This is a genomic window from Promicromonospora sukumoe, from assembly GCF_014137995.1.
Classification (GTDB): Bacteria; Actinomycetota; Actinomycetes; order Actinomycetales; family Cellulomonadaceae; genus Promicromonospora; species Promicromonospora sukumoe.
In genome coordinates, this window is record NZ_JACGWV010000001.1 from 1,085,053 (window position 1) to 1,106,437 (window position 21,385).

General features: G+C 73.2%; 17 protein-coding genes. 13 read left to right on the forward strand and 4 right to left on the reverse strand.

Features of this window, described 5'->3' with window-relative positions; translation table 11 throughout:
- Positions 1–71 precede the first annotated feature (71 nt).
- From FHX71_RS04770 to FHX71_RS04780, 3 genes are all read left to right on the forward strand, one after another.
- Positions 72–539, forward strand: coding sequence for an SAV_6107 family HEPN domain-containing protein (locus FHX71_RS04770; protein ID WP_246402217.1), 468 nt, complete (start codon positions 72–74; stop codon positions 537–539).
- Positions 540–668: 129 nt separating this feature from the next.
- On the forward strand, positions 669–1,910 hold the full coding sequence (locus FHX71_RS04775; protein WP_182614654.1) for a DNA polymerase IV: 1,242 nt from the start codon (positions 669–671) through the stop codon (positions 1,908–1,910).
- A gap of 106 nt (positions 1,911–2,016) precedes the next feature.
- Positions 2,017–2,442, forward strand: a complete 426-nt coding sequence (locus FHX71_RS04780; RefSeq protein ID WP_182614655.1) for an SCO2097 family morphological protein — start codon at positions 2,017–2,019, stop codon at positions 2,440–2,442.
- 177 nt (positions 2,443–2,619) lie between these two features.
- Here FHX71_RS04780 and FHX71_RS04785 read toward each other — a convergent pair whose 3' ends face one another.
- Genes FHX71_RS04785 through FHX71_RS04795 form a run of 3 tightly spaced genes read right to left on the reverse strand, consistent with a single transcriptional unit; the run spans position 2,620 to position 7,291 of the window.
- The gene (locus FHX71_RS04785; protein ID WP_182614656.1) at positions 2,620–4,911 is read right to left on the reverse strand and encodes a transglutaminase TgpA family protein; all 2,292 of its coding nucleotides are present in this window, start codon (positions 4,909–4,911) and stop codon (positions 2,620–2,622) included.
- Positions 4,908–6,221, reverse strand: coding sequence for a DUF58 domain-containing protein (locus FHX71_RS04790; RefSeq protein ID WP_182614657.1), 1,314 nt, complete (start codon positions 6,219–6,221; stop codon positions 4,908–4,910). Before FHX71_RS04790 ends, FHX71_RS04785 begins: the two co-directional genes overlap by 4 nt.
- Before the next feature lie 20 nt (positions 6,222–6,241).
- Positions 6,242–7,291, reverse strand: a complete 1,050-nt coding sequence (locus FHX71_RS04795) for an AAA family ATPase (RefSeq protein WP_182614658.1) — start codon at positions 7,289–7,291, stop codon at positions 6,242–6,244.
- A 397-nt stretch (positions 7,292–7,688) separates the two neighbouring features.
- On the opposite strand from FHX71_RS04795, the gene mraZ reads away from it, so the two are divergent.
- The 4 genes from mraZ to FHX71_RS04815 all read left to right on the forward strand — a co-directional run bounded on the left by mraZ (position 7,689) and on the right by FHX71_RS04815 (position 12,066).
- Positions 7,689–8,159 (forward strand): division/cell wall cluster transcriptional repressor MraZ, encoded by a 471-nt coding sequence (gene mraZ / locus FHX71_RS04800; RefSeq protein WP_182614659.1) that lies wholly within the window; start codon positions 7,689–7,691, stop codon positions 8,157–8,159.
- A gap of 198 nt (positions 8,160–8,357) precedes the next feature.
- Positions 8,358–9,401, forward strand: coding sequence for a 16S rRNA (cytosine(1402)-N(4))-methyltransferase RsmH (gene rsmH / locus FHX71_RS04805; protein ID WP_182614660.1), 1,044 nt, complete (start codon positions 8,358–8,360; stop codon positions 9,399–9,401).
- Positions 9,398–9,826, forward strand: a complete 429-nt coding sequence (gene ftsL, locus FHX71_RS28775) for a cell division protein FtsL (protein WP_220489498.1) — start codon at positions 9,398–9,400, stop codon at positions 9,824–9,826. The genes rsmH and ftsL overlap by 4 nt, the downstream gene beginning before the upstream one ends.
- Entirely contained in the window at positions 9,823–12,066 is a 2,244-nt protein-coding gene (locus tag FHX71_RS04815) for a peptidoglycan D,D-transpeptidase FtsI family protein (RefSeq protein WP_182618479.1), read from the forward strand. Before ftsL ends, FHX71_RS04815 begins: the two co-directional genes overlap by 4 nt.
- Before the next feature lie 36 nt (positions 12,067–12,102).
- On the opposite strand, the gene FHX71_RS04820 is transcribed toward FHX71_RS04815, so the two are convergent.
- Positions 12,103–12,750 (reverse strand): TetR/AcrR family transcriptional regulator, encoded by a 648-nt coding sequence (locus FHX71_RS04820; protein ID WP_182614661.1) that lies wholly within the window; start codon positions 12,748–12,750, stop codon positions 12,103–12,105.
- A gap of 92 nt (positions 12,751–12,842) precedes the next feature.
- On the opposite strand from FHX71_RS04820, the gene FHX71_RS04825 reads away from it, so the two are divergent.
- Genes FHX71_RS04825 through FHX71_RS04850 form a run of 6 tightly spaced genes read left to right on the forward strand, consistent with a single transcriptional unit; the run spans position 12,843 to position 21,264 of the window.
- Positions 12,843–15,506 carry a beta-d-glucosidase gene (locus tag FHX71_RS04825; protein WP_182614662.1) on the forward strand — a complete coding sequence of 888 codons (2,664 nt, stop codon included), beginning with the start codon at positions 12,843–12,845 and terminating at the stop codon, positions 15,504–15,506.
- A gap of 47 nt (positions 15,507–15,553) precedes the next feature.
- Positions 15,554–17,227, forward strand: a complete 1,674-nt coding sequence (locus tag FHX71_RS04830; protein ID WP_312876926.1) for an ABC transporter substrate-binding protein — start codon at positions 15,554–15,556, stop codon at positions 17,225–17,227.
- On the forward strand, positions 17,224–18,330 hold the full coding sequence (locus tag FHX71_RS04835; RefSeq protein ID WP_220489500.1) for an ABC transporter ATP-binding protein: 1,107 nt from the start codon (positions 17,224–17,226) through the stop codon (positions 18,328–18,330). Before FHX71_RS04830 ends, FHX71_RS04835 begins: the two co-directional genes overlap by 4 nt.
- The gene (locus FHX71_RS04840) at positions 18,327–19,310 is read left to right on the forward strand and encodes an ABC transporter permease (protein WP_182614663.1); all 984 of its coding nucleotides are present in this window, start codon (positions 18,327–18,329) and stop codon (positions 19,308–19,310) included. Before FHX71_RS04835 ends, FHX71_RS04840 begins: the two co-directional genes overlap by 4 nt.
- The gene (locus FHX71_RS04845; protein ID WP_182614664.1) at positions 19,307–20,224 is read left to right on the forward strand and encodes an ABC transporter permease; all 918 of its coding nucleotides are present in this window, start codon (positions 19,307–19,309) and stop codon (positions 20,222–20,224) included. Before FHX71_RS04840 ends, FHX71_RS04845 begins: the two co-directional genes overlap by 4 nt.
- Positions 20,221–21,264, forward strand: a complete 1,044-nt coding sequence (locus tag FHX71_RS04850) for an ABC transporter ATP-binding protein (protein ID WP_182614665.1) — start codon at positions 20,221–20,223, stop codon at positions 21,262–21,264. The genes FHX71_RS04845 and FHX71_RS04850 overlap by 4 nt, the downstream gene beginning before the upstream one ends.
- Positions 21,265–21,385: the final 121 nt, after the last annotated feature.

Below are 21,385 nucleotides of genomic sequence, written 5' to 3' on the forward strand. Positions count from 1 at the left end.
GCTTGACAGGATAGAACGTATGTTCGATAGTGTCGCACAAGGGGTTCGATCGGAGGTTCGAGATGGGCAGCATGCAGTCTCAGAGCGGTCGGGACGTGGTCTCGGCACGGATGCTCGTGCCGCGCGCCGTCCCGCCGGGTGTCAGCGCGCTGCTGCGCAAGGCGGACGCGGAGCTCGCCGAGGCCGCGCGTGCGGCCGACCCGGGCGACCGGTTCGTGCACGCGCACCTCGCGGCCATCCGGTCGGCCGCCGCCATCGTGGCGCTGCGCGGCCGCCCGTCGGCGCGTTCCGGCGCGCGGACGGTGTGGGACATGCTCGCGCACGCCGAGCCGGACCTCGCGGCCTGGTCGGGCTACTTCGCCTCCGGCGCGCCCCTGCGGGCAGCCGTGGACGCCGGCCGACCGGAGCAGGTCGAGGCCGCGCGTGCGGACGAGCTGCTCGCGTGCGCCGAGGACTTCCGGGACGAGGTGGCCATGCTCGTGGACCCGCAGACGGGTTTCGCGACGCAGCGCCTCACCCTGGTGCCCGAGGCGTCGTGACCCGCCCCGCGCGGCGGGCGCGGACCGGCCCCCGGGCCGTGTGATCCTCGGGGCAGCGGTCCTTGAGTCAGTGATCCTCGCGGCACCGCACAGGCGAGTGCTGGACGACAGCAGGAACGGAGCACGTCAGTGAGCAAGGGGCCGCGGTCAGCGGCGGCGAGACGCAACTGGGGGTCGGACGAGTCCGGCTGCTCCGTGCTGCACCTCGACATGGACGCGTTCTTCGCGTCCTGCGAGCTGGCCCGGCGGCCGGAGCTGCGCGGGCTGCCCGTCATCGTCGGCGCGCAGGAGCGGGGCGTCGTGCTCGCCGCCACGTACGAGGCGCGGGCGTTCGGCGTCCGGTCCGCGATGCCGATGACGCGGGCGCGCGTGCTGTGCCCGCAGGCCGTCGTCGTGCGGCCCGACCACGACCTGTACCGCGACGTGTCCCGCTCGGTCATGGGGATGCTGCACGAGGTCACGCCGCTGGTCGAGCAGATCAGCGTGGACGAGGCCTTCCTGGACGTGAGCGGTGCCCGACGGCGCCTGGGCCCGCCCACGGTGATCGGGGCCGCGCTGCGCCGCCGGATCGAGCGGGAGCACGGGGTGACGGCCTCGGTGGGCATCGCCCGGAACAAGTTCGTGGCGAAGCTGGCCTCCACGCACTCCAAGCCGGACGGTCTGATGCTCGTGCCGGTGTCCGCCACCGTCGACTTCCTGCACACGCTGCCCGTCGGGGCGCTGTGGGGCGTGGGGGAGAAGACCGAGAAGTCGCTCGCCGCCTGGGGGATCACCACGGTCGAGGAGCTGGCGAACACCGACCTGCCGAGCCTGCAGGCGGCCGTCGGCCGGGTCAGCGGCGCGCACCTGCACGACCTCGCGTGGGGCCGCGACCCGCGCCCCGTCGTGCCCGAGCACCACGAGCAGAGCATCGGCGCCGAGACCACCTTCGGCACGGACCAGGACGACACCGAGACCGTGAACCGGCGGGTGCTGGAGCTGTCCGACCGGGTGGCGGCCCGGCTGCGGCACCAGGGCGTCATGGCGCGCACGGTGTCGGTGAAGGTGCGCTCCAGCGACTTCGCGACATTCACCCGGTCACGCACGCTGGACGGTCCCACGGACGTCGCCCGGGAGATCTATCTCGTGGCGCGCGAGCTCGTCGCGGCGGTCGATCTGGGCGGCCTCCCGGTCCGGCTGGTGGGCGTACGGGGTGAAAACCTGCGTCAACGTGACGGTTCCACCCAGCAGCTCACGCTGGAGGAAGCGGTCGACCCGCGCTCCGGGGCGCAGCGCGAGGCGGAGGTCGCGCTCGACGCGGTGCGTGAGAAGTTTGGGAAAACGGCGATCGACCTGGGTGTACACCGCAAGAACGGCACGCATCTTTACTGATCTGCCCCTATAGTCATGGGTATGCCCGGGATGTCGACTACCAACGACGGCCGGGTCGTCCTATCCTGAGAGGGACACTGTTCCTTTGCGAGATCCGGGGGTCTCGATGCCTCTGTCCGAGTACGAGCAGCGGGTGCTGGAGCAGATGGAGCGTGCTCTGACGTCAGACGACCCGCGGCTGGCGAACACGCTCCAGTCCACAGGCCGTGGTAATGCGCTCCGTTATGTGCTGTCCGGGGCCGGCGTCGTCGTCGGCCTGCTTCTTCTTGTCGTCGGTGCAGCGACGTCGCGTACGTGGCTCGGGGCCATCGGCTTCGTGCTGATGTTCGCGGGTGTGGTCTTCGCGTTCCTCGGACCGCGCAAGAAGCAGCAAGAGGGCCCGGTCGGGGTCGTCGGCGAAGACGGCACGGTCCAGCCTCCCCAAGGGGGAGCACGCAAGGCCCGCAAGCGCCAGGGTGGCAGCCGTTCCGGCGGCTTCCTCGCCCGGCTGGAAGAGCGCTGGGAGAACCGGCGTAATCAGGGCGGCCGCTAGCCGGCCAACCGTTCGAGGTGGTCCCCACCGGACCACCGCACGACAGGAGCCGGGCCCCGTCGGGGCCCGGCTCCTGTCGTGTGCCCGGCTCCGTGAAGCCCGGCTTCGTTGAGTGCGGGATATTCGTCCTTCTCGAGCCTCGAGAAGGACGAATATCCCGCACTCAACGGGGTGGGGTCAGGGCTTGCGGGTGAGGGCCGCCGCCAGCTCCGTCGTCACCGTGGTCGTGAGCTCCTCGAGCTCGGCGGCCGTCGGCGGCGTGGAGTCGCGGGCGTACCGCTCGTCCTCGGCGGCGTCGGCCAGGGCGGTGAGCCGTTCGGCGACGTCGTCGGGCAGGGGTGTGCCCGTGCGCGTGCGCACCTCGTCCGCGATGACCTCCGGCGCCCGGCGCAGCGTGACCGACGGGCCCAGCCGCACCTCCTGCTCGGCGAGCAGTGCCAGGACCCGGGCCCAGGCCCGTTCGGGGTCGAGCTCCTCGACCTCCGCCCGACGGCGCAGCAGCAGCCAGGCGGCCCCGCCGAGCACCCCGAGCGCGATGATGACCGCGACCGCCCAGGCCCAGCCGGGCAGCGTCCGGTCGGACACCTGGCTGCCGGCCGACGCGTCCTCCGTGGCGCCCGCCCCGGACTCCTCGGGCTGCTGCGACGGCTGCTGCGTGGGCACCTCGGGAGCCCGCGACGGCGTGGGCAGGGCGCTGGGCGCGGTGCCCGTGCCCGGGTTCGCGTACGCGGGCAGCGGGCCGGTCTGCACCTGCGGCGTCGGCTCGAAACGGACCCAGCCGACGGACGGGAAGTAGATCTCGGGCCAGGCGTGCGAGTCCTGGCCGGTGACCCGGTAGCTCCCGTTGCCGTCGGGCCGGCCGGGCAGCCAGCCGACGCCGATCCGGGCCGGGATGTCGAGGCTGCGCGCCATCACCATCATCGAGAGGGCGTACTGCGTGCAGTACCCCTCCTTGTTCTGCAGGAAGTCCCAGACGGTGTCGGACGAGCCCCGGTAGTCGGCGTCCGGGTTGTAGACGAACCCGGCGCCCGAGCGCAGGTGGTTCTGCAGCGCGACGACGGCGTCGAAGCGCGTGGGCGCGTCCCCCACGACCTCCTGGGCGTAGGCGGCGATGTCCTCGCGGTGCTCGGTGTCCGGCACCTCCGTGTAGCCGGCGGACCGCGGGTCGCCCGAGGCGGGCGTGGCCCGCAGCAGCTCGGGCGTGAGCCCCCGGTCGAGGACGTCGACGGTGTACGGGGCGCCCTGCTCGGTGCCCTGGTTGCTGCGCACCTCGTCGCGCAGGGCGTCGTAGGCCCAGTCGCCGTCGACGTCGACCGTCCGGGGTTCGAGCGGCAGCGGCAGCTCCGCGCCGTCGAGCTGCCCGATCCGGACGTCCATGCGGCGGCTCTCGCCCGCGGCGCCCTCACCGGGCGGGGCGAGGACCGTGGTCGCGTCGAAGGTGGCCAGGCCGCCGGTGGGCACGTTCCGGTTGGTCTGGACGCCGTCGAACGCGGTGAGCGTCATGACGCGCAGGGGACCGGTCGGCTCGCCGTCGGCCATCGTGTACGTGAGCACCGTGTTGGCGGACCGGGCGCTCAGCGGCTGGCGCATGTCGAGCTCGGAGGACAGCTCGACCGTGTCGGACGGCGTCGAGATGAGCTGGTTCCACGTGCCGGCCAGCGCCGGCAGCGCGGCCATGCCGGTCGCCACGCCGAGCGAGGCCGCGGCGACGGCCACGGACGTCAGCGCCGTGATGCCGGAGCGGAACCGCTGCGCCCGGCGTACCGCCGCGGACTCCGAGTCGGTGCGCCGGCCGGGGGTCACCCCGACCGGGTCGACGGTGAGCAGCAGGAGGATCGCGGTGACGCTGATGACGAAGACCGGCCACTGCACGTCGCCGATGAGGGTCAGGGGCGGCGTCCACAGGAGCAGGAGCGGCACCCCGGCGAAGCCGGGCATACGGGCCCCGGCCAGCGAGTCGACCACGAGCAGCACCAGCAGCGTGCCGCCGACGGCGACCATGCTGATCGCGGGGCCGGGGTCGACCGGCGCCACCTGGGTGCTCATCAGCTCGGTCGCCTGCCGGAACCGTTCGAGCGCCTGCTCCACGGCGTCCGGGCCCACGAAGGGCTCGAACCGCTGCCCGGGGCCGCCGTAGCGGGCCAGGACGTACCAGACGGCCACGACGAGGCCCGCCGCCGTCGCGACGAACGAGGCGCCGCCCGCCGCCCGGTCGGCGGCGCGGTCGGCGCTCGGCCCCTGGCCGGCCGCCCGGCGGGTGGCCGCGCGGTCCACCGCGTTGCGCAGCAGCACGTACCGCACCACGCACGTGGTGGCGGAGACGAGGAGCACGCCGGTGGTGCCGGCGGTGAGCCAGGGTCCGGGGTCGATGACGAGCGTGAGGGCGTGCATGGAGGCGATGACGGCGATCGCGACGAGCACGCCGGAGGCGACGGTGCGGACCAGCGGGCCGCGGTGCGCGGGGATCATGGCGCACGCTCCGCGAGCAGGGCCCAGGCGCGCTCCGGGTCGGTGCGGGCCTCGCAGGTGCTGACGTGCCAGCCGGAGGCGCGCAGCTCGGCGGCCGTCTGGTCCAGCTCGTGCTGGAAGCCGGCGCCGCGTGGCGCCACCAGAAGGGCCCAGCAGGTGCCCTCGGCGCCGAGCGCGGCGAGGTCGTGGCGCGCGTCGGGTCCCTGGGGGCCGAGCACGGCCACGACGATCTCGCCGGGGGCCCGGGCGAGCCGGAGCGCACGCGCGGTGGTGCTGGTCGCGTGCTGCCCCTCCGAGACGCCGCGGTGCCCGCGGATGTCGACACAGGCGTCCAGCAGGGCGGAGCGGCTGGCGCGCGTGGTCGCGAACCGCACCCCCTCGACGCTCGGCGCGACGCTGGTGGTCACGAGGCGGGCCGGGTGGCCGCCGTCGAGGAACGAGGTCGCGATCGAGGCGGCGAGCTCGACGGCCCACTCGCCGTCGTCCACCGCGGCCGGGCGGCGCATGCTCCCGGACTCCTGCCAGTGCGGCAGCAGGGAACGGTCGAGCAGCACGCTCACGGGCCGCACGCCGGCGCTCTCGTCGGCGCGGACCATGAGCTGGCCGCGGCGCGCGGCGCTGGCCCAGTGCACGCGGCGCGGGTCGTCGCCCGCGACGTACTCGCGCAGCACGGAGTCGTCGCTGGACTGCAGGCGCGCCCCGGTGGCGGAATGGTCGACGTCGCCCACGGACCGCGTGCGGACGGCGAGCTCGACGGTCCGGGGCCACACGGGGACGTGCGTGGCCCTGCCGAGCGGCTGGGTGGCCCGGACCAGGCCGAACACGTCGGTCCGGGTGGTCAGCAGCGGGCCGAGCGACCAGCGGCCGCGGCGCATCGGCGTGAGCGAGTAGTGCACGGTGATCCGGTCGGCGCGCGCGGAGACCCGGGCGCGGATGCCCTGGTGCCCGGCGAGCTCGTGCGCCGCCTGCTCCGACAGCCGCAGCCGGGACAGGCGCTCGTACGCCGCGCCGGAGGCCTGGTGCGCCGCGACCAGCAGGCTCACCTCCGCCGTGCGGTCGCGCACCACGGGGTTGGGTGCCACCGACCGCGTCACCTGCAGGGCGCCGCGCCCCGACTCCAGCCGCTGCGTGCCGATGACCAGCCACGCCACCGCGACGGCGATGAGCGCGGCCGCGCCCAGCCCCACGAGGTCGGGCAGGGTGAGCACCAGCCCGAGCGGGATCAGGACGCCGCCCACGCAGGCGGCGCCGATGCCGCGGGGGGTGAGCCGGACCCGGCTGATCCTGGCGAGCGTGTCACGCCATGTCATGTGCCTGCCGCCCCGGCCGCTCAGAACTGACGCCGGTCGGCGGGCTCGAGCGCCGGCACCGGTGTGCGCTGCACGATCTCGTCCACGAGCGTCTCCGGGGTCACGCCCCCGAGGCGGGCCTCGGTCGTGAGGATGAGGCGGTGGGCCAGCACGGGACGGGCCAGCCGCTGGATGTCGTCGGGCAGCACGTGGTCGCGGCCCGCCATGGCGGCGATGGCCTTGGCGGCGCGCAGGAGCTGGAGCGAGGCCCGCGGCGAGGCACCGAGCCGCAGGCCGGGGTGCTCGCGCGTCGCGCCGACGAGGCCCACCACGTACCGCTTCACCGAGGGGGACGCGTACAGCGACCGCACGAGGGCGGAGAACCGCAGCAGCGTGTGCCCGTCGGTCACGGCCTCCAGGTGGGCCAGCGGTGTGGTGGCCTCCTGCCGGTCGAGCATGAGCATCTCGGCGTCGATGTCCGGGTACCCCACGGTGATGCGGGCCATGAACCGGTCGCGCTGCGCCTCGGGCAGCGGGTAGGTGCCCTCCATCTCGACCGGGTTCTGCGTGGCGACCACGAGGAACGGCCGGGGGAGCTGGTGGGTGGTGCCGTCGACCGTGGTCTGGCCCTCCTCCATGCACTCCAGCAGCGCGGACTGGGTCTTCGGCGAGGCGCGGTTGATCTCGTCGCCGATCACGATGTTGCTGAACACCGGGCCCGGCCGGAACTCGAACTCGTGGGTGCCGGTACGGAAGATGTTGACGCCCGTGAGGTCGCTCGGCAGCAGGTCCGGGGTGAACTGGATGCGGCCGACGTGGCAGTCGATGCTGCGCGCGACCGCCTTGGCGAGAGTGGTCTTGCCGACGCCGGGCACGTCCTCGACGAGCAGGTGGCCCTCGGCCAGCAGGACGGCCAGCGTGATGTCGGCGAGGCCGGGCCGGCCCGTCACGACGGACTCGACGGCGCCCCGGACGCGGGCCATGGTCTCCACCAGCTCGTCGAGCGCGCCCGGTCCGGGCGCCGCCTGCGGGGCGGGTCCGCCGGCGTAGTGAGGATCCGTGAGGCCGGACGTGGCGGGTTCCGTGTGCACTGGGGGACCTCCATCGGGCCGGGAGTCAGGCCGGGTTTCTGGCGCTGGGCGCGCTGTTCGGGCGCCGGGGCGATGAACGCTCGCCCGGCTGGTCCAGCCTAGTAGAGATGTAAAGCACTCTGTCGGGTGCGTCACGCGGTCTTCACACATCCCAGGGCTGGCCTCGCCCTGGCGATTCGATGCCCCACCAGGGCGTCCGCGCGCGCAGACGGGCGGCACGGAGCGGGCTGATCAGACATTCCACGCCACGCCGGACATGGATTTACTCCACCTGCTCTTTACCTCTTTGACCTGGGCATTGAGGGTCGGTGGGCAGTTCTCCCCAGTGTTTTTCCGAGTGTGGTGGTGGAAAGTGGAGTAGCGTGGAGTGTGCGGGAGCGGAAGGAGGTGTCGGCTCATGACTGCGATGGCAGAAGGTTTCGCAGGACTGGGTCTGCTCCTCGGCACGTACACCCCGAAGCTGGACGAGAAGGGACGCCTGATCCTTCCCGCGAAGTTCCGGGGGCGACTGTCCGGAGGTCTGGTCATGACCAAAGGGCAGGAGCGGTGCCTCTTTCTTCTTCCGATGGACGAGTTCCAGCAGATCTACACCCAGATCCGGCAGGCGCCGGTGACGAGCAAGGCAGCACGGGACTACACGCGAAACTTCCTGGCGGGAGCGAGCGACGAGGTCCCGGACAAGCAGGGCCGGGTCTCCATCCCGACGCACCTGCGTGAGTACGCCGGTCTTGGCCGCGAGGTGGTCGTGATCGGAGTGGGTACCCGCGTGGAGGTGTGGGACGCGGAGGCGTGGGCCACATATCAGGAACAGACCGAGCCCGACTACATCGATCAGGCCGAGGAGATCTTCCCCGGGCTGAGCTTCTAGGGCAGGCGGCGGACGGCCGTACGGCCAGGCCTCCTCCCGCAGGAACCGGCGCACTTCCCCGTCGCCGGACCCGTGCGGAGGGAGACCTGACCGGACGACCCCGCCCCGCCGGGCAGGCCGGTTCCGGCAGGACAGCACGACCGCAGGACCGTAGGACGGCACCAGGCAGGACCAGCACGACGCAGGAAGGAGACACCGATGAACGTGACCGGCAACGGTCCAGGCCCCGGCAGCGACGCCGCCGATCGCCACCTCCCGGTGCTGCTCCAGCGCTGCGTCGACCTGCTCGCCCCCGCGCTCGCCGAGCCCGGCTCGGTCCTGGTGGACTGCACGCTCGGCATGGGCGGCCACACCGAGGCCGTGCTGGAGCAGCTCCCGTCGGCCCGCGTGATCGGCATCGACCGCGACCCGCAGGCCCTCGCCCTCGCCGGCGACCGCCTGGCGCGGTTCGGCGACCGGTTCACGCCGGTGCACGCGGTGTACGACGAGATCACCGAGGTGGTCGACGAGCACGCCGGCGGTGCCGTGCAGGGCGTGCTCATGGACCTCGGCGTGTCCTCGCTGCAGCTCGACGAGACCGACCGCGGTTTCGCTTACGCGCAGGACGCGCCGCTCGACATGCGCATGGACTCCACCCAGGAGCTGACGGCGGCCGACGTGCTCAACACGTACGACGAGCGCGACCTCGCGCGGATCCTGCGGGAGTACGGCGAGGAGCGCTTCGCGGGCAAGATCGCGCGGGCGATCGTCCGCCGTCGGGCCGAGCGGGAGTGGGAACGCAGCGGCGAGCTCGTCGACCTGCTGCGCGCCGTCATCCCCGCCGCGACCCGCAAGACGGGCGGCCACCCGGGCAAGCGCACCTTCCAGGCGCTGCGCATCGAGGTGAACGGCGAGCTCGAGGTGCTCGAGCGGGCCGTGCCCGCCGCGATCGAGGCGCTCGCCGTGGGCGGCCGCATCGTCGTGGAGTCGTACCAGTCGCTCGAGGACCGGATCGTCAAGCGCGCCATCGCGCAGGGCACGACGTCGTCCGCCCCGCCCGGGCTGCCCGTCGAGCCCGAGACCCACCGGCCCTATCTCGAGGCGCTCACCCGGGGCGCGGAGGAGGCCGACGCCGCAGAGCTGGAGCGCAACCCGCGCTCGGCGTCGGTCCGGCTGCGCGCCGCCCAGCGGCTGCGCCCCACGCCCGAGCACCTGCTGAACCGCACCACCAGGCACCACACAGCGAAGGAGGACCGCCGATGAGTGCTACCAACGCCGCGACGGCCCGCGCAGTCCGTCCGGCCGAGCTGCCCCGCACCCGCAGGGCCCCGCTGACCGCGATCTCGGGAGGTGCCGCACAGCGCGGCCGCCGCCTGGACGTGGTCCGCGCGCCGCTGCACGCGAAGAGCCGCGTGCCGTTCTTCGTGCTGTGCGCCACCCTGATGGTCGGCTCGCTCGTGGCCGTCCTGGTGCTCAACACCACGCTCGCGCGCGGTTCCTACGAGATGTCGCAGCTGCAGGGGGAGGTCGCCCAGACCGCCCAGGACGTCCAGGGCCTGCAGGAGGACCTGAGCGCCGCCCACACGGACCTCCCGGACAAGGCCCGCGGCCTCGGCATGGTGCCCGCGGAGAACCCGACCATGGTCAGTGTCCGTACCGGCAAGGTGGTGAAGGGTACGGACCAGTGACAGGGACGACGCCGGGCTCGGGCCGGCAGCGCACCCCCTCGGGGCGCGCTGCCGGCCCGCGTTCGACGCCGCCCCGGTCGGGCCGGTCCGCCCAGGGTCAGGGCAAGCCCGCACCGGGCAAGTCCGCGCAGGGGGCGAGCCCGCCGCGCAAGGACCAGCCGAGCAAGGCGCAACCGAGCAGGGCCCAGCCCAAGGCCCGGCCGGCCACGGCGCAGCCCAAGAAGGCCCAGCCCAAGGCTCAGCCGAAGAAGTCCCGGCCGAGCAGGGCCCAGCCCGGCAAGTCCCAGCCGAACAAGTCCCAGCCGCGTACCTCCAGCACCCGGCTGGGCTTCGACGCGCCCGGCGCCCCGCGCGGCGCGGCCCCGCGCGCCGCGGCGCCCCGAAGCACCGCACCACGCCCCGCCCCGCCCGGCACCGCCGCCCCGCGCCCGGCGCGGTCCCCGGTGGCGCGGTCCCGCATGGTCCGCCCGCTGCCGCCCCGCCCGGGCCGGCCCGAGGTCCGGCAGCGCTGGCTCGTCGGCATCGCGGCCGTCGTCGTGCTCATCTTCCTGGTGCGGCTGGTCCACGTGCAGCTCATCGAGGGGCCGAGCCTGGCCGCCGAGGCCGAGGCCGCGCGCACGGCCACGGCCGTCACGCCCGCGCACCGGGGCGACATCACCGACGCGGACGGCGTCGTGCTCGCGACCTCGGTGGACCGGTACACGGTCGTGGGCGACCCGGTGGCGATCGAGGACTTCCGCGGCTCGGGCCGGGTGGACGCCGAGGGCGACAAGGTGCAGGACGGCGCCCTGGGCATCGCGCAGCTCCTCGCGCCGATCCTCGACATGCCCAAGGCCGAGCTCGCCGCCGACCTCGTGGGCAAGTCGCGCTACCGCGTGCTCGCCAAGAACGTGGTGCCCCAGGTGCAGCGCGCCATCGCGGACCTGCAGGTCCGCGCGTACATCCGCACCGACCTCACCTCGCGGCGCACGTACCCGTCGGGCGCCGTCGCGGGCTCGCTGGTCGGCTTCGTGAACGACGAGCAGACCGGGCAGGGTGGCATCGAGGCGGCCTACGACGACCTGCTGGCGGGCACCGCCGGCTCGGACACGTACGAGCGCAGCCTCGACGGCCTGCGCATCCCCGCCGCCGGCCAGGAGTCCGTCCCGGCGGTCCCGGGCGACAGCATCCAGCTCTCGCTGGTGCACGACATCCAGTGGAAGTCGCAGGACTCCATCGACGACGCCGTCCGCACCTCCGGTGCCGAGTACGGCATCGCCATCGTGCAGGACGTGCGTACGGGCGAGATCGTGGCGCTCGCCGACTCGGGGGCGGTGAACCCGAACGACCGCTCGACGTCGGCCGTCGCGGGCGGCTCGCGCGCCGTGAAGGACGTCTTCGACCCGGGCTCGACCGGCAAGGTCGTCACCATGGCCGCCGCGCTCGAGGGCGGCTACTGGACGCCCGAGAGCCAGTTCACCGTGCCGGACCGGTACACGACGCCGAACGGCCAGACGTTCCAGGACTCGCACGAGCACCCGGTGCAGAAGCTGACGCTGACGGGCGTCCTGGCGCAGTCGTCCAACACGGGCACGGTGCAGGCCGGCGAGAAGATCCCGCTGCAGACCCGGCAGGACTACCTCTACAAGTTCGGGTTCGGGCAGCCGACGGGCCTGAACCTGCCTGGCGAGTCGGCGGGCATCATGCCGCCCGCCGACGTCGCGGACTGGGACGGCCGCACACAGTACGCGGTGCTGTTCGGCCAGGGCCTGTCCGTCAACGCGATGCAGGCCACGAGCGTGTTCTCCACGGTGGCGAACGGCGGCGTGCGGATGACGCCGACCCTGTTCGAGGGTTCCACCAGCCCCGACGGCACCGTGACGCCGGCCGACCAGGAGCCGGGGGAGCGGGTCATCTCCGCGGACACCGCGGACACCCTGGTCGAGATGATGGAGACCGTGACAGGGGACGAGGGCACGGGCAAGAACGCCGCCGTGCCGGGCTACCGGGTGGCGGGCAAGACCGGTACCGCGCAGATGCCCGCGGGCAACGGCTGGACGTACATGGCGTCGTTCATCGGCGTCGCGCCGGCCGACGACCCCCGGTACACCGTGGCCGTCTTCCTCAAGAGCCCGCACAGCTCGATCTTCGGCGGCGACGTCGCCGCCCCGGTGTTCAGCGACGTCATGGGCTTCACGCTGCAGAAGATGGACGTGCCGCCGAGCGAGCGCGCGAAGCACCGGCTCAAGACCGAGTGGTGAGCGCCGGGCGGTGAGCCCGGCCGTGCGGGTCGCGGGTCAGTCGCCCGTGATCCGCACGGGGGCGCCGAGGGTGGCCGTCAGGATCGACTCGATGGCGAAGCCCGTGGCCGACGCGAGGTCGACGGCCTCCGGGTCGAGCAGCCACTGGAGCTGGAGGCCGTCCATGACGGCGATGACGGCGGCGGCGGCACGCTCGGGCTCGCCCTCGGGAAGGGTCACGTCCCGCTCGGTGGCGAGCTCGCGGACGGCCTGGGAGATCTCGCCGCGCAGCACGGTGAACCGCTCGGCCACCCAGGTGGACGCCGGGTGCCCGTCGGTCACGGACTCGCCGGTCAGCACCGCGTAGGCCTGCACGATGCCGCGCCGGTCGGCGTTCAGGCGCGCCGTGGTGACCAGGTGCCGGAACAGCTCGATGCCGCCCGGGATGTGCTTGCCCTCCAGGTGCTGCACGTCCACGCGGTCGCGGTACTCCAGCACCTCCCAGAGCAGCTTGTCCTTGCTGCCGAAGTGGTGCAGCACGCCGGCGTGCGTGATCCCCACCTGGGCGGCGACGTCGACGAGCGAGCCCTGGTGATAGCCCTTGGACCCGAACACGCGCGTGGCGGCGGCGAGGATCTCCTCCCGCCGCTGGTCGCGGGTGGGTCGCTTGGCCTTCGGGGCAGCCTGCCCGGTCACTTCTGGCATGGGCTCACGATAACCGAGAAACCGGGCTTACTTACCAGTAAGTAAGTGTGGTTGAATGCGGGCAGCCGTCCACCGCCGAACGGAGAACGCACGTGTCATCGCAGACAGTCGCCACGCAGGACGTCACCTCGGAGCCCGAGCTGCTCCGCCTCCTGTCGGAGCTCTCCGCCGAGGAGAAGGTGTCGCTCGTCGTGGGCGCGTCCATGTGGACGACCACGGCCGTGCCCCGGCTGGGGCTGGAGCCGGTGGTGATGTCCGACGGCCCGGTGGGTGTGCGCGGCTCGGGCGGCGGGACGTCGGCGATGTTCCCCGCGCCATCGGCTCTGGCCGCCACGTGGGACCTGGACCTGGCCCGGCGCTCGGGCGTCCTGTTCGCCGCGGAGGCGCGCCGGCACGGCGTCGACGTCGTGCTCGCCCCGCAGGTGAACCTGCAGCGCACGCCCGTGGGCGGCCGGCACTTCGAGTGCTACTCCGAGGACCCGCACCTGACGGCCGAGATCGCGGTGGCCCTCGTGGGCGCCACGCAGGAGCAGGGCGTCGGGATGTGCGTGAAGCACTACGTCGCCAACGACTCCGAGACCGAGCGCACCCGCTACCTCGCCCGTCTCGACGAGCGGACGCTGCGCGAGGCGTACCTGGCGCCCTTCGAGCGCCTGGTGCGCGACGTGAACCCGTGGTCCGTCATGGGTGCCTACAACGGCGCCGACACCGAGGGCGTCGCGGCACCCCTCCTGGAGCACCGGCCGCTCGTGGTCGACCTGCTCAAGGAGGAGTGGGGCTACGACGGCCTGTTCGTCAGCGACTGGGTCGCCACGCAGTCCGTGGTGCCCGCCGTGCGCGGCGGCCTCGACCTGCAGATGCCCGGGCCTGACGGCGCCTGGGGCGACGGCCTGCTCGACGCCGTCCGCTCCGGCGAGGTCGCCGAGTCCGAGCTCGACGACAAGGTGCTGCGCCTGCTCCGGCTGGCCCGGCGCACCGGCCGGCTCGTGCTGCCCGGCACGGCAGGCGGGGCCTCGGTCGGCTTCTCGGTCGGCTCCGCCGGCGGCGTCACGGGCGGCGTGACGGGCGGCGTCGCGGGCGCGCTCCACGCCGTGCCCGACCAGGTGACGGCCGCCCCGTCGTCCGGCGCCGCCGCGCCGTCGGCCGCGCTGCTGCGCGAGGTGGCCGCCCGTTCCGTCGTCGTGCTCAAGGACGACGCCGGGCTGGTGCCGCTCGTGTCCGAGGGTGCGCGCCCCCTGCGCGTCGCGCTGCTCGGCCCCGCCGCGGTCGAGCCCTTCTTCCAGGGCGGCGGCTCCTCGTTCGTCGAGCCCGACCGCCTCACCTACCCCGCCGCCGAGCTGCGCGCCGCGCTGCCGCAGGGCTCCGAGGTCACGCTGCTGGCCGGCGCCCGGGCCCTGCGCAACCCGCCGGAGCTCGACGTCGACCGCTGCACCGACCCCGTCACCGGCGAGCCCGGCCTGCGCGTCACGCTCCTGGCCGCCGACGGCGGCGTCCTGGAGGAGCACACCGCGACCGCGTGGACCGGCTGGCTGCAGGACGTGCGGCCCGACGCCGACGCCGTCCGCCTGCGGGCGACCGTCACGCTCGGCGAGCCGGGCACCCACGAGCTGGGCGTCGGCACCGTCGGCGTGCACCGGGTGCTCGTCGACGGCGCCGAGGTCGCCACGGGCAGCACCGTCGTGAACGAGGACGTCGTGCTCTCCTCCGGCCACAACCACCCGATCGCGGCGCTCGCGGAGGCGGACGGCACCGCTGGCCTCGACGCGACGCTCCAGGTGGTGCACGCCGTCGGCTACGGCCACTTCGTGCGCGCCGCCCTCGTCCACCGCCTGCCCGGCCCCTCCGTCGAGGAGGAGCTGGCCGGCGCGGTCGAGGCCGCGGCCACCGCCGACGTCGCCGTCGTGCTCGTCGGCACCACCGCCGAGGTCGAGTCCGAGGGCTACGACCGCCCCGACCTGGACCTGCCCGGCAACCAGGACGAGCTCGTCCGGCGCGTCGTCGCGGCCAACCCGCGCACCGTCGTCGTCGTCAACGCGGGCGCGCCCGTGCTGCTGCCCTGGCTGGCCGAGGTGCCCACCGTGCTGTGGGGCTGGCTCGCCGGGCAGGAGGCCGGCACCGCGCTCGCCGACGTGCTCACCGGCGCCACCGAGCCGTCCGGGCGCCTGCCGTGGACGTTGCCGGCGCGCTTCGAGGACGTCCCCGTGCCGCACGCCCGTCCCGTGGACGGCGTCGTCGACTACACCGAGGGGACCGACGTCGGCTACCGCGCCTGGGAGCGGCGGCTGGCCGCCGCTCCCGCGGCCGGCGACGCCGCGGACGGCGCCCCCGTGCCCGCCGCGCCCTTCGGGCACGGCCTGGGCTGGACCACCTGGGAGTACGAGGACGCCGTCCTCGCCTGGGGCCAGTCCCACGACGCGCCCGCGACCCTGACCGCGTACGTGACCGTCCGGAACACCGGCCCGCGCGCGGGCCGCGAGGTGGTCCAGGTCTACGTCGAGGCGCCCGACGGCGGCCCGAGCCGCCCCGTGCGCTGGCTCGGCGGCTTCGCCGTCGCGGACGTGCCCGCCATGGGCAGCGCCACCGTGCGCGTACCAGTTCCCACCCGGGCGCTGCAGGTCTGGGACCCGCAGGCCAAGGGCTGGACCACGCCGCCGGGCACCTACCGGCTGCGTACCGGCAGGTCCGTCGCGGACCTGCGCCTGACCAACGAGCTGACCGTCCGGCCCGGGGAAGAACCCGGCGCCGGGAACCAGTGATCACATCCCATCTGTCCCGTCGGGGGACAAGTGCAAGGAGGCACACCGTGAGGATTCACAAGCACGTCGCCGTGGTGGCTGCCGCGGCCGCCGTCGCGCTGCTGGCAGCCTGCAGCGGCGGTGGCGGTGGTGGCACCGCCACCCAGGCCGGCGGGGGGGAGACCCTGACCGTCGGCATGCCGAACGGCGTCCAGACCGAGAACCACAGCCCGTTCGCCACCGGCTCGTCCGCGCTCTCGCTCGGCTACGCCTTCGCGATCTACGAGCCGCTGATGATGCGCAACCAGGCACGGCCCTCCGAGGAGCCCACGCCCTGGCTCGCCGACAGCGTCGAGTGGAACGAGGACTTCACCGAGGCCGTCATCACGCCCCACGCGGGCGTCACCTGGTCGGACGGCGAGGAGTTCACCGCCGACGACATCGCGTTCTCCATCCAGCTCCGCAAGGACTTCGAGGCGCTGAACACCGGCGCCCTGCCCTACGACACGATCGAGACCGACGGCTCCACCGTCACCGTCACGTTCACCGCCGGGCAGTTCGTCAACCAGTCCAAGCTGTACGACCTGGTCATGGTGCCCGAGCACATCTGGGCCGATGTCGAGGACCCCACCACCGACACCAACCCCGAGCCCGTGGGCACCGGCCCGTACACGCTGGAGACGTGGACGCCGCAGGCCGCCACCGTCGTGGCGCGCGACGACTACTGGGGCGGCGAGCCCGCCGTCCCCGAGATCCGGTACTCCTCGTACAACGACAACAACGCCCTGACCACCGCCCTGACCACCGGTGAGGCGCAGTGGGGCTGGACGTTCATCGCCGACTACGAGAACGTCTACATCGCCCAGGACCCCGAGCACTACCACCAGTACGCGGCCGGCGGCCTCGGCATCGACGTCCTCTACCTCAACAACGAGACCAAGCCGTTCGACGACAAGGCGTTCCGCCAGGCCCTGAACATGGTCGTCGACCGCCAGGAGCTCGTCGACGTCGCCACCTCCGGCGTCAACCCCGCCCTGACCAGCGTCACCGGCCTGCCCCTGCCCGCCGGCGAGGAGTTCCTCGCCGCCGACTACGCCGACCAGGAGTACGCCGTCGACGTCGAGGGCGCCCGCGCCCTCCTGGAGGACGCCGGCTACAGCTGGGAGGGCGAGAAGCTCGTCGACCCCGACGGCGAGGAGGTGACGTTCGAGCTCGTCAACCCGGCCGGCTGGAACGACTACCTGACCGCCCTGGACCTCATCAAGAACTCCGCCGCCGAGCTCGGCGCCACCGCCACCGTCAACCCCGTCAACCAGGACGGCTGGTTCGCCGACATCATCCCCGGCGGCGACTTCCAGGCCACCCTGCACTGGACCGACGGCGGCGCCACCCCCTGGGACATGTACTCCGACATCCTGGACGGCGCGCACTACAAGAAGCTCGGCGAGCCGGCCACGTGGAACTTCGGCCGCTTCCAGAACGACGACGCCACGAAGGCGCTCGCGGACTACGCCGCCGCGCCCGACGACGCCACGCGCACCGCGGCGCTGGAGACCATCCAGCAGGTCTTCGTCGAGGAGGTGCCGGGCATCGCCATCTGGACCCGCCCGGCCACCGCGCAGTACTCGACGCAGAACTACGTGGGCTGGCCCTCCGAGGAGGACCCGTACAACCAGCCCCAGCCCACCGGGGTGCAGGCCGCGCAGATCCTGATGAACCTCGAGTTGGCAGGACAGAGTTGAGTCAGAGCACACCGGTGCTGGCCGCGCACGGCCTCACCAAGCACTTCCGGGCGGGCGGGCGCCGCGTCAGCGGCAGCTCGCCCGCCCGGGCGATCCACGCCGTGGACGGCGTGGACCTCGAGCTCCACCGCGGCCAGGTCCTGGCCGTGGTGGGGGAGTCGGGGTCCGGCAAGTCCACGGTCGCCCGCCTGCTCGCGCAGCTCGTCCCGCTCACGGGCGGTCAGGTGCTGCTCGACGGCGCCGACGCGCGCGTGCGCGGGCGGCGGGCGTTCCGCGCGTACGTGCGACGCGTGCAGATGATCTTCCAGGACCCCTTCGCGTCCCTGAACCCGGTGCACCCCGTGCGCTACACGCTCACGCGTGCGCTGCGGCTGCACCGCAAGCAGTCCACCGGGGGCAAGCTGCGCGGGCCCGAGCTGGAGGCGGCCCTGACCGAGCTGCTGGAGCGCGTGCACCTCACGCCCGCCACGCGGTACGTAGACAAGTTCCCGCACGAGCTGTCCGGCGGGCAGCGGCAGCGCATCGCCATCGCGCGGGCGCTCGCCGCGGAGCCCGAGGTGCTGCTCGCCGACGAGCCCGTGTCCATGCTGGACGTCTCGATCCGGCTGGGCATCCTCAACCTCCTGGCCGACCTGCGCGACCGGCTCGGCATCGCCGTCCTCTACATCACGCACGACATCGCGTCCGCGCGGTACTTCGCCGACCGGACCACCGTGCTGTACGCGGGGCAGGTCATGGAGAACGGGGACAGCGAGTCGGTCACCCAGGAGCCGCTGCACCCCTACACGCGGCTGCTCGTGGCGTCCGCGCCCGACCCCGACGACCTGGCGGGCACCGGCGCCGCGGCCGTGCGGGAGCAGGGGACCGGCGGTGAGCCGCCGAGCCTCGTCGACCCGCCGCCCGGCTGCCGGTTCGCGCCGCGCTGCCCGTACGCCACGGACCTGTGCCGCAGCGAGACGCCCGAGCTGATCGAGGTCACGCCCGGTCGGTCCGCCGCCTGCTGGGGGTACTCCGAGCGGGAGGGGCGGCCCTTGGTCTCGACAGGCTCGACCAGCGGTGGCTCCGCCGTCCGCCCCGGTGGCAACGGGGAGGCGGCCGCATGAGGTTCCTGCTGCGCAGGGTCGTGTTCTACGCGCTGACCGCGTGGGCCGCGATCACCATCAACTTCTTCATCCCGCGCATGCTGCCGGGCGATCCCGTGACGGCCCTGCTGGGCCGCATGCAGGGCCGCATCGACTCCAACGCCGAGCACTCGCTGCGGGTCCTGTTCGGCCTGGACCAGGACACCAGCCTGTGGCAGCAGTACGTCGACTACTGGGGACTGCTCCTGCGGGGCGACCTCGGGCTGTCGTTCACGCACTTCCCGACGCCCGTGGCCGACATCGTCAGCCAGTCCCTGCCGTGGACGGTCGGGCTGGTCGGCGTCGCCACGATCATCGCGTTCGTGATCGGCTCGCTCATCGGCACGTTCCTCGGCTGGCGCCGCGGTACCTGGGCCGACGGGCTGCTGCCCGTGGCGACGTTCTTCCAGGCCGTGCCGTACTTCTGGCTGGGTCTGATCACCATCGCCCTGCTGTCCGTGAACCTCGGCTGGTTCCCGTCGTCCGGCAGCTACGACCGCGGGCTCGTGCCCGCGTTCACCGGCGAGTTCATCGGGTCCGTCATCTACTACGGGTTCCTGCCCGCGCTGACCGTGGTGCTGTCCTCCGTGGCGGGCTGGGTGCTCGGCATGCGCAACATGATGGTGACCGTCTCCTCCGAGGACTACGTCACCGTCGCGCACGCCAAGGGCCTGCCGGAACGGCAGGTCATGCTCGGCTACGCCGCGCGCAACGCCGTGCTGCCGCAGGTCTCCAGCTTCGCGCTGTCCCTCGGCTTCGTCGTCGGCGGCACGCTCATCATGGAGATGGTCTTCTCCTACCAGGGCATCGGCTACACGCTCTACCAGGCCGTCTCCACGCACGACTACCCCCTCATGCAGGGCTGCTTCCTGGTCATCACGCTGTCCGTCCTCGTGGCGAACATGATCGCCGACCTCGCCTACGCCCTGCTCGACCCCCGCACCCGGACGGAGGACCGATGAAGAACCAGCTGCTGTTTCTCCGCAACGGCAAGGTCATCACCGGCCTGGTCATCCTGGGCTTCTTCACGCTGCTCGCGCTCGTGGGGCCCTGGCTCTCGCCGTATGACCCCAACCAGGTGAGCGACGCGCTGCTCAGCCCGCCGTCGGCCACCCACTGGCTGGGCACCGACCACACCGGGCGCGACATCCTGTCCCAGATCATCGTCGGCGCCCGCGGCGTGCTCGTCGTCGGCCTCGTGGCCGGCGTGAGCGCCACCGTCGTGGGCGTGCTCGTGGGCGTGACCGCCGGGTTCGTCGGCGGCATCGGCGACGAGTCGCTGTCCGCGCTGTCGAACATGTTCCTCGTCATCCCGCAGCTGCCGCTGATCATCCTGATCGCCGCGCAGCTCCCGTCCGCCGGCGGGCTCACCGTCGCGCTGGTCATCGGGGCGACCGGCTGGGCGTGGGGCGCTCGCGTGCTGCGCGCCCAGACCCTGTCGCTGCGCAAGCGTGACTTCGTCGAGGCGGCCCGTGCGAACGGGGAGCGCACGTGGCGCCTCGTGCTCGCCGAGGTCATGCCCAACCTGACGGCCGTGATCGCGTCCGGGTTCGTCGGCACCGTGACGTTCGCGGTGCTCTCCCAGGTCACGCTGTCGTTCATCGGCATCACGCCGGTCAGCGACTGGAACTGGGGCACCATCCTGTTCTGGGCGCAGAACAACCTCGCGCTGCAGCGTGGCGCGTGGTGGTGGTTCGTGCCGGCCGGGGCGTGCATCGCGCTGCTCGGCATGGCGCTGACCCTGGTCAACTTCGGTATCGACGAGATCGTCAACCCCCGCCTGCGGTCCACCGGCCTGCACGCGCGCTCGCTGCGTCGCCGGGGCATCCGGCCGCGCGTGGGGTTCACCCCGGTGGTGCGGGAGGTGCGGTCATGAGCGCAGGTGCTGTCACGGCGGAGGACCCGGTCCTCGAGGTCCGGAACCTGAGCGTCGACTACGGGTTCGGCGACGACCCGACGCACGTGCTGCGGGACGTCTCGCTCACGCTGCGCCGCGGCGAGGTGCTGGGGCTGGCGGGGGAGTCGGGCTGCGGCAAGTCGACCCTCGCCTACGCGGCGACGCGACTGCTGCCGCCGCCGGGCCTCATCACGGGCGGCGAGGTATGGCTCACAGGTCGTGACGGCAAGCGGGCCGACCTGCTCGCCCTGTCCGACGCCGAGCTACGGGCCGCCCGCTGGCGCGACATCGCGATCGTGTTCCAGGGTGCGATGAGCTCGCTGAACCCGGTGTTCCGGGTGGAGAAGCAGCTCGTCGACGGCATCCTGGCGCACCGGCCGCGCATGGGGCGCGGTGAGGCCCGGGAGCGTGCGGCGGAGCTGCTGCGGCTGGTGGGTATCTCTGCCGACCGGCTGCGGGCCTACCCGCACCAGCTCTCCGGCGGCATGCGGCAGCGCGTGATGATCGCGATGGCGCTGGCCCTGGAGCCGCAGGTGCTCATCATGGACGAGCCCACCACGGCGCTCGACGTGGTGATGCAGCGCCAGATCCTGGAGCAGGTCATGGAGCTGCGCGAGCGGCTGGGCTTCTCCGTGGTGCTCATCACGCACGACGTGTCCCTCCTGGTCGAGGTCGCCGACCGCATCGCCGTCATGTACGCGGGCGAGATCGTGGAGACGGCCGCCGCGCGCGACGTCTACACGCAGCCCCGGCACCCGTACTCCGCGGGACTGCTCGGGTCGTTCCCCCCGCTGCACGGGCCCCGGCGCGACCTGTCGGGCATCCCCGGCGCCCCGCCGGACCTGTCCCAGCGTGAGCCGGGCTGCCCGTTCGCTCCGCGGTGCCCGCACGTCATGGACGTGTGCCGCACCGAGCTGCCGGTGCTGGGCCGGACGGCGCAGGCCGAGGACGGTCGGCTGGTGGCGTGCCACCTGCACACGTCGGAGTCGGCGAAGCTGCCGGACCTGGTGGCGCGGTAGGCCTGGGGGCTGCCGGGCCGGCAGCTCGATCGGCGGACTGGGCCGCCGACGGGGAGAGTGTTGGTCACCGGGGTGTGTTGCTGTGCGTAGACATTGTCTACGCACAGCAACACACCCCGGT

Bases quoted from the DNA above. Each gene is read 5' to 3' on its own strand.
- rsmH (WP_182614660.1), top strand. From the start codon at position 8,358: ATGAACGTGACCGGCAACGGTCCAGGCCCCGGCAGCGACGCCGCCGAT.
- FHX71_RS04780 (WP_182614655.1), top strand. From the start codon at position 2,017: ATGCCTCTGTCCGAGTACGAGCAGCGGGTGCTGGAGCAGATGGAGCGT.
- FHX71_RS04770 (WP_246402217.1), top strand. From the start codon at position 72: ATGCAGTCTCAGAGCGGTCGGGACGTGGTCTCGGCACGGATGCTCGTG.
- FHX71_RS04850 (WP_182614665.1), top strand. From the start codon at position 20,221: ATGAGCGCAGGTGCTGTCACGGCGGAGGACCCGGTCCTCGAGGTCCGG.
- FHX71_RS04790 (WP_182614657.1), bottom strand. From the start codon at position 6,221: ATGACATGGCGTGACACGCTCGCCAGGATCAGCCGGGTCCGGCTCACC.
- FHX71_RS04785 (WP_182614656.1), bottom strand. From the start codon at position 4,911: ATGATCCCCGCGCACCGCGGCCCGCTGGTCCGCACCGTCGCCTCCGGC.
- FHX71_RS04820 (WP_182614661.1), bottom strand. From the start codon at position 12,750: ATGCCAGAAGTGACCGGGCAGGCTGCCCCGAAGGCCAAGCGACCCACC.
- FHX71_RS04840 (WP_182614663.1), top strand. From the start codon at position 18,327: ATGAGGTTCCTGCTGCGCAGGGTCGTGTTCTACGCGCTGACCGCGTGG.
- FHX71_RS04845 (WP_182614664.1), top strand. From the start codon at position 19,307: ATGAAGAACCAGCTGCTGTTTCTCCGCAACGGCAAGGTCATCACCGGC.
- mraZ (WP_182614659.1), top strand. From the start codon at position 7,689: ATGACTGCGATGGCAGAAGGTTTCGCAGGACTGGGTCTGCTCCTCGGC.
- ftsL (WP_220489498.1), top strand. From the start codon at position 9,398: ATGAGTGCTACCAACGCCGCGACGGCCCGCGCAGTCCGTCCGGCCGAG.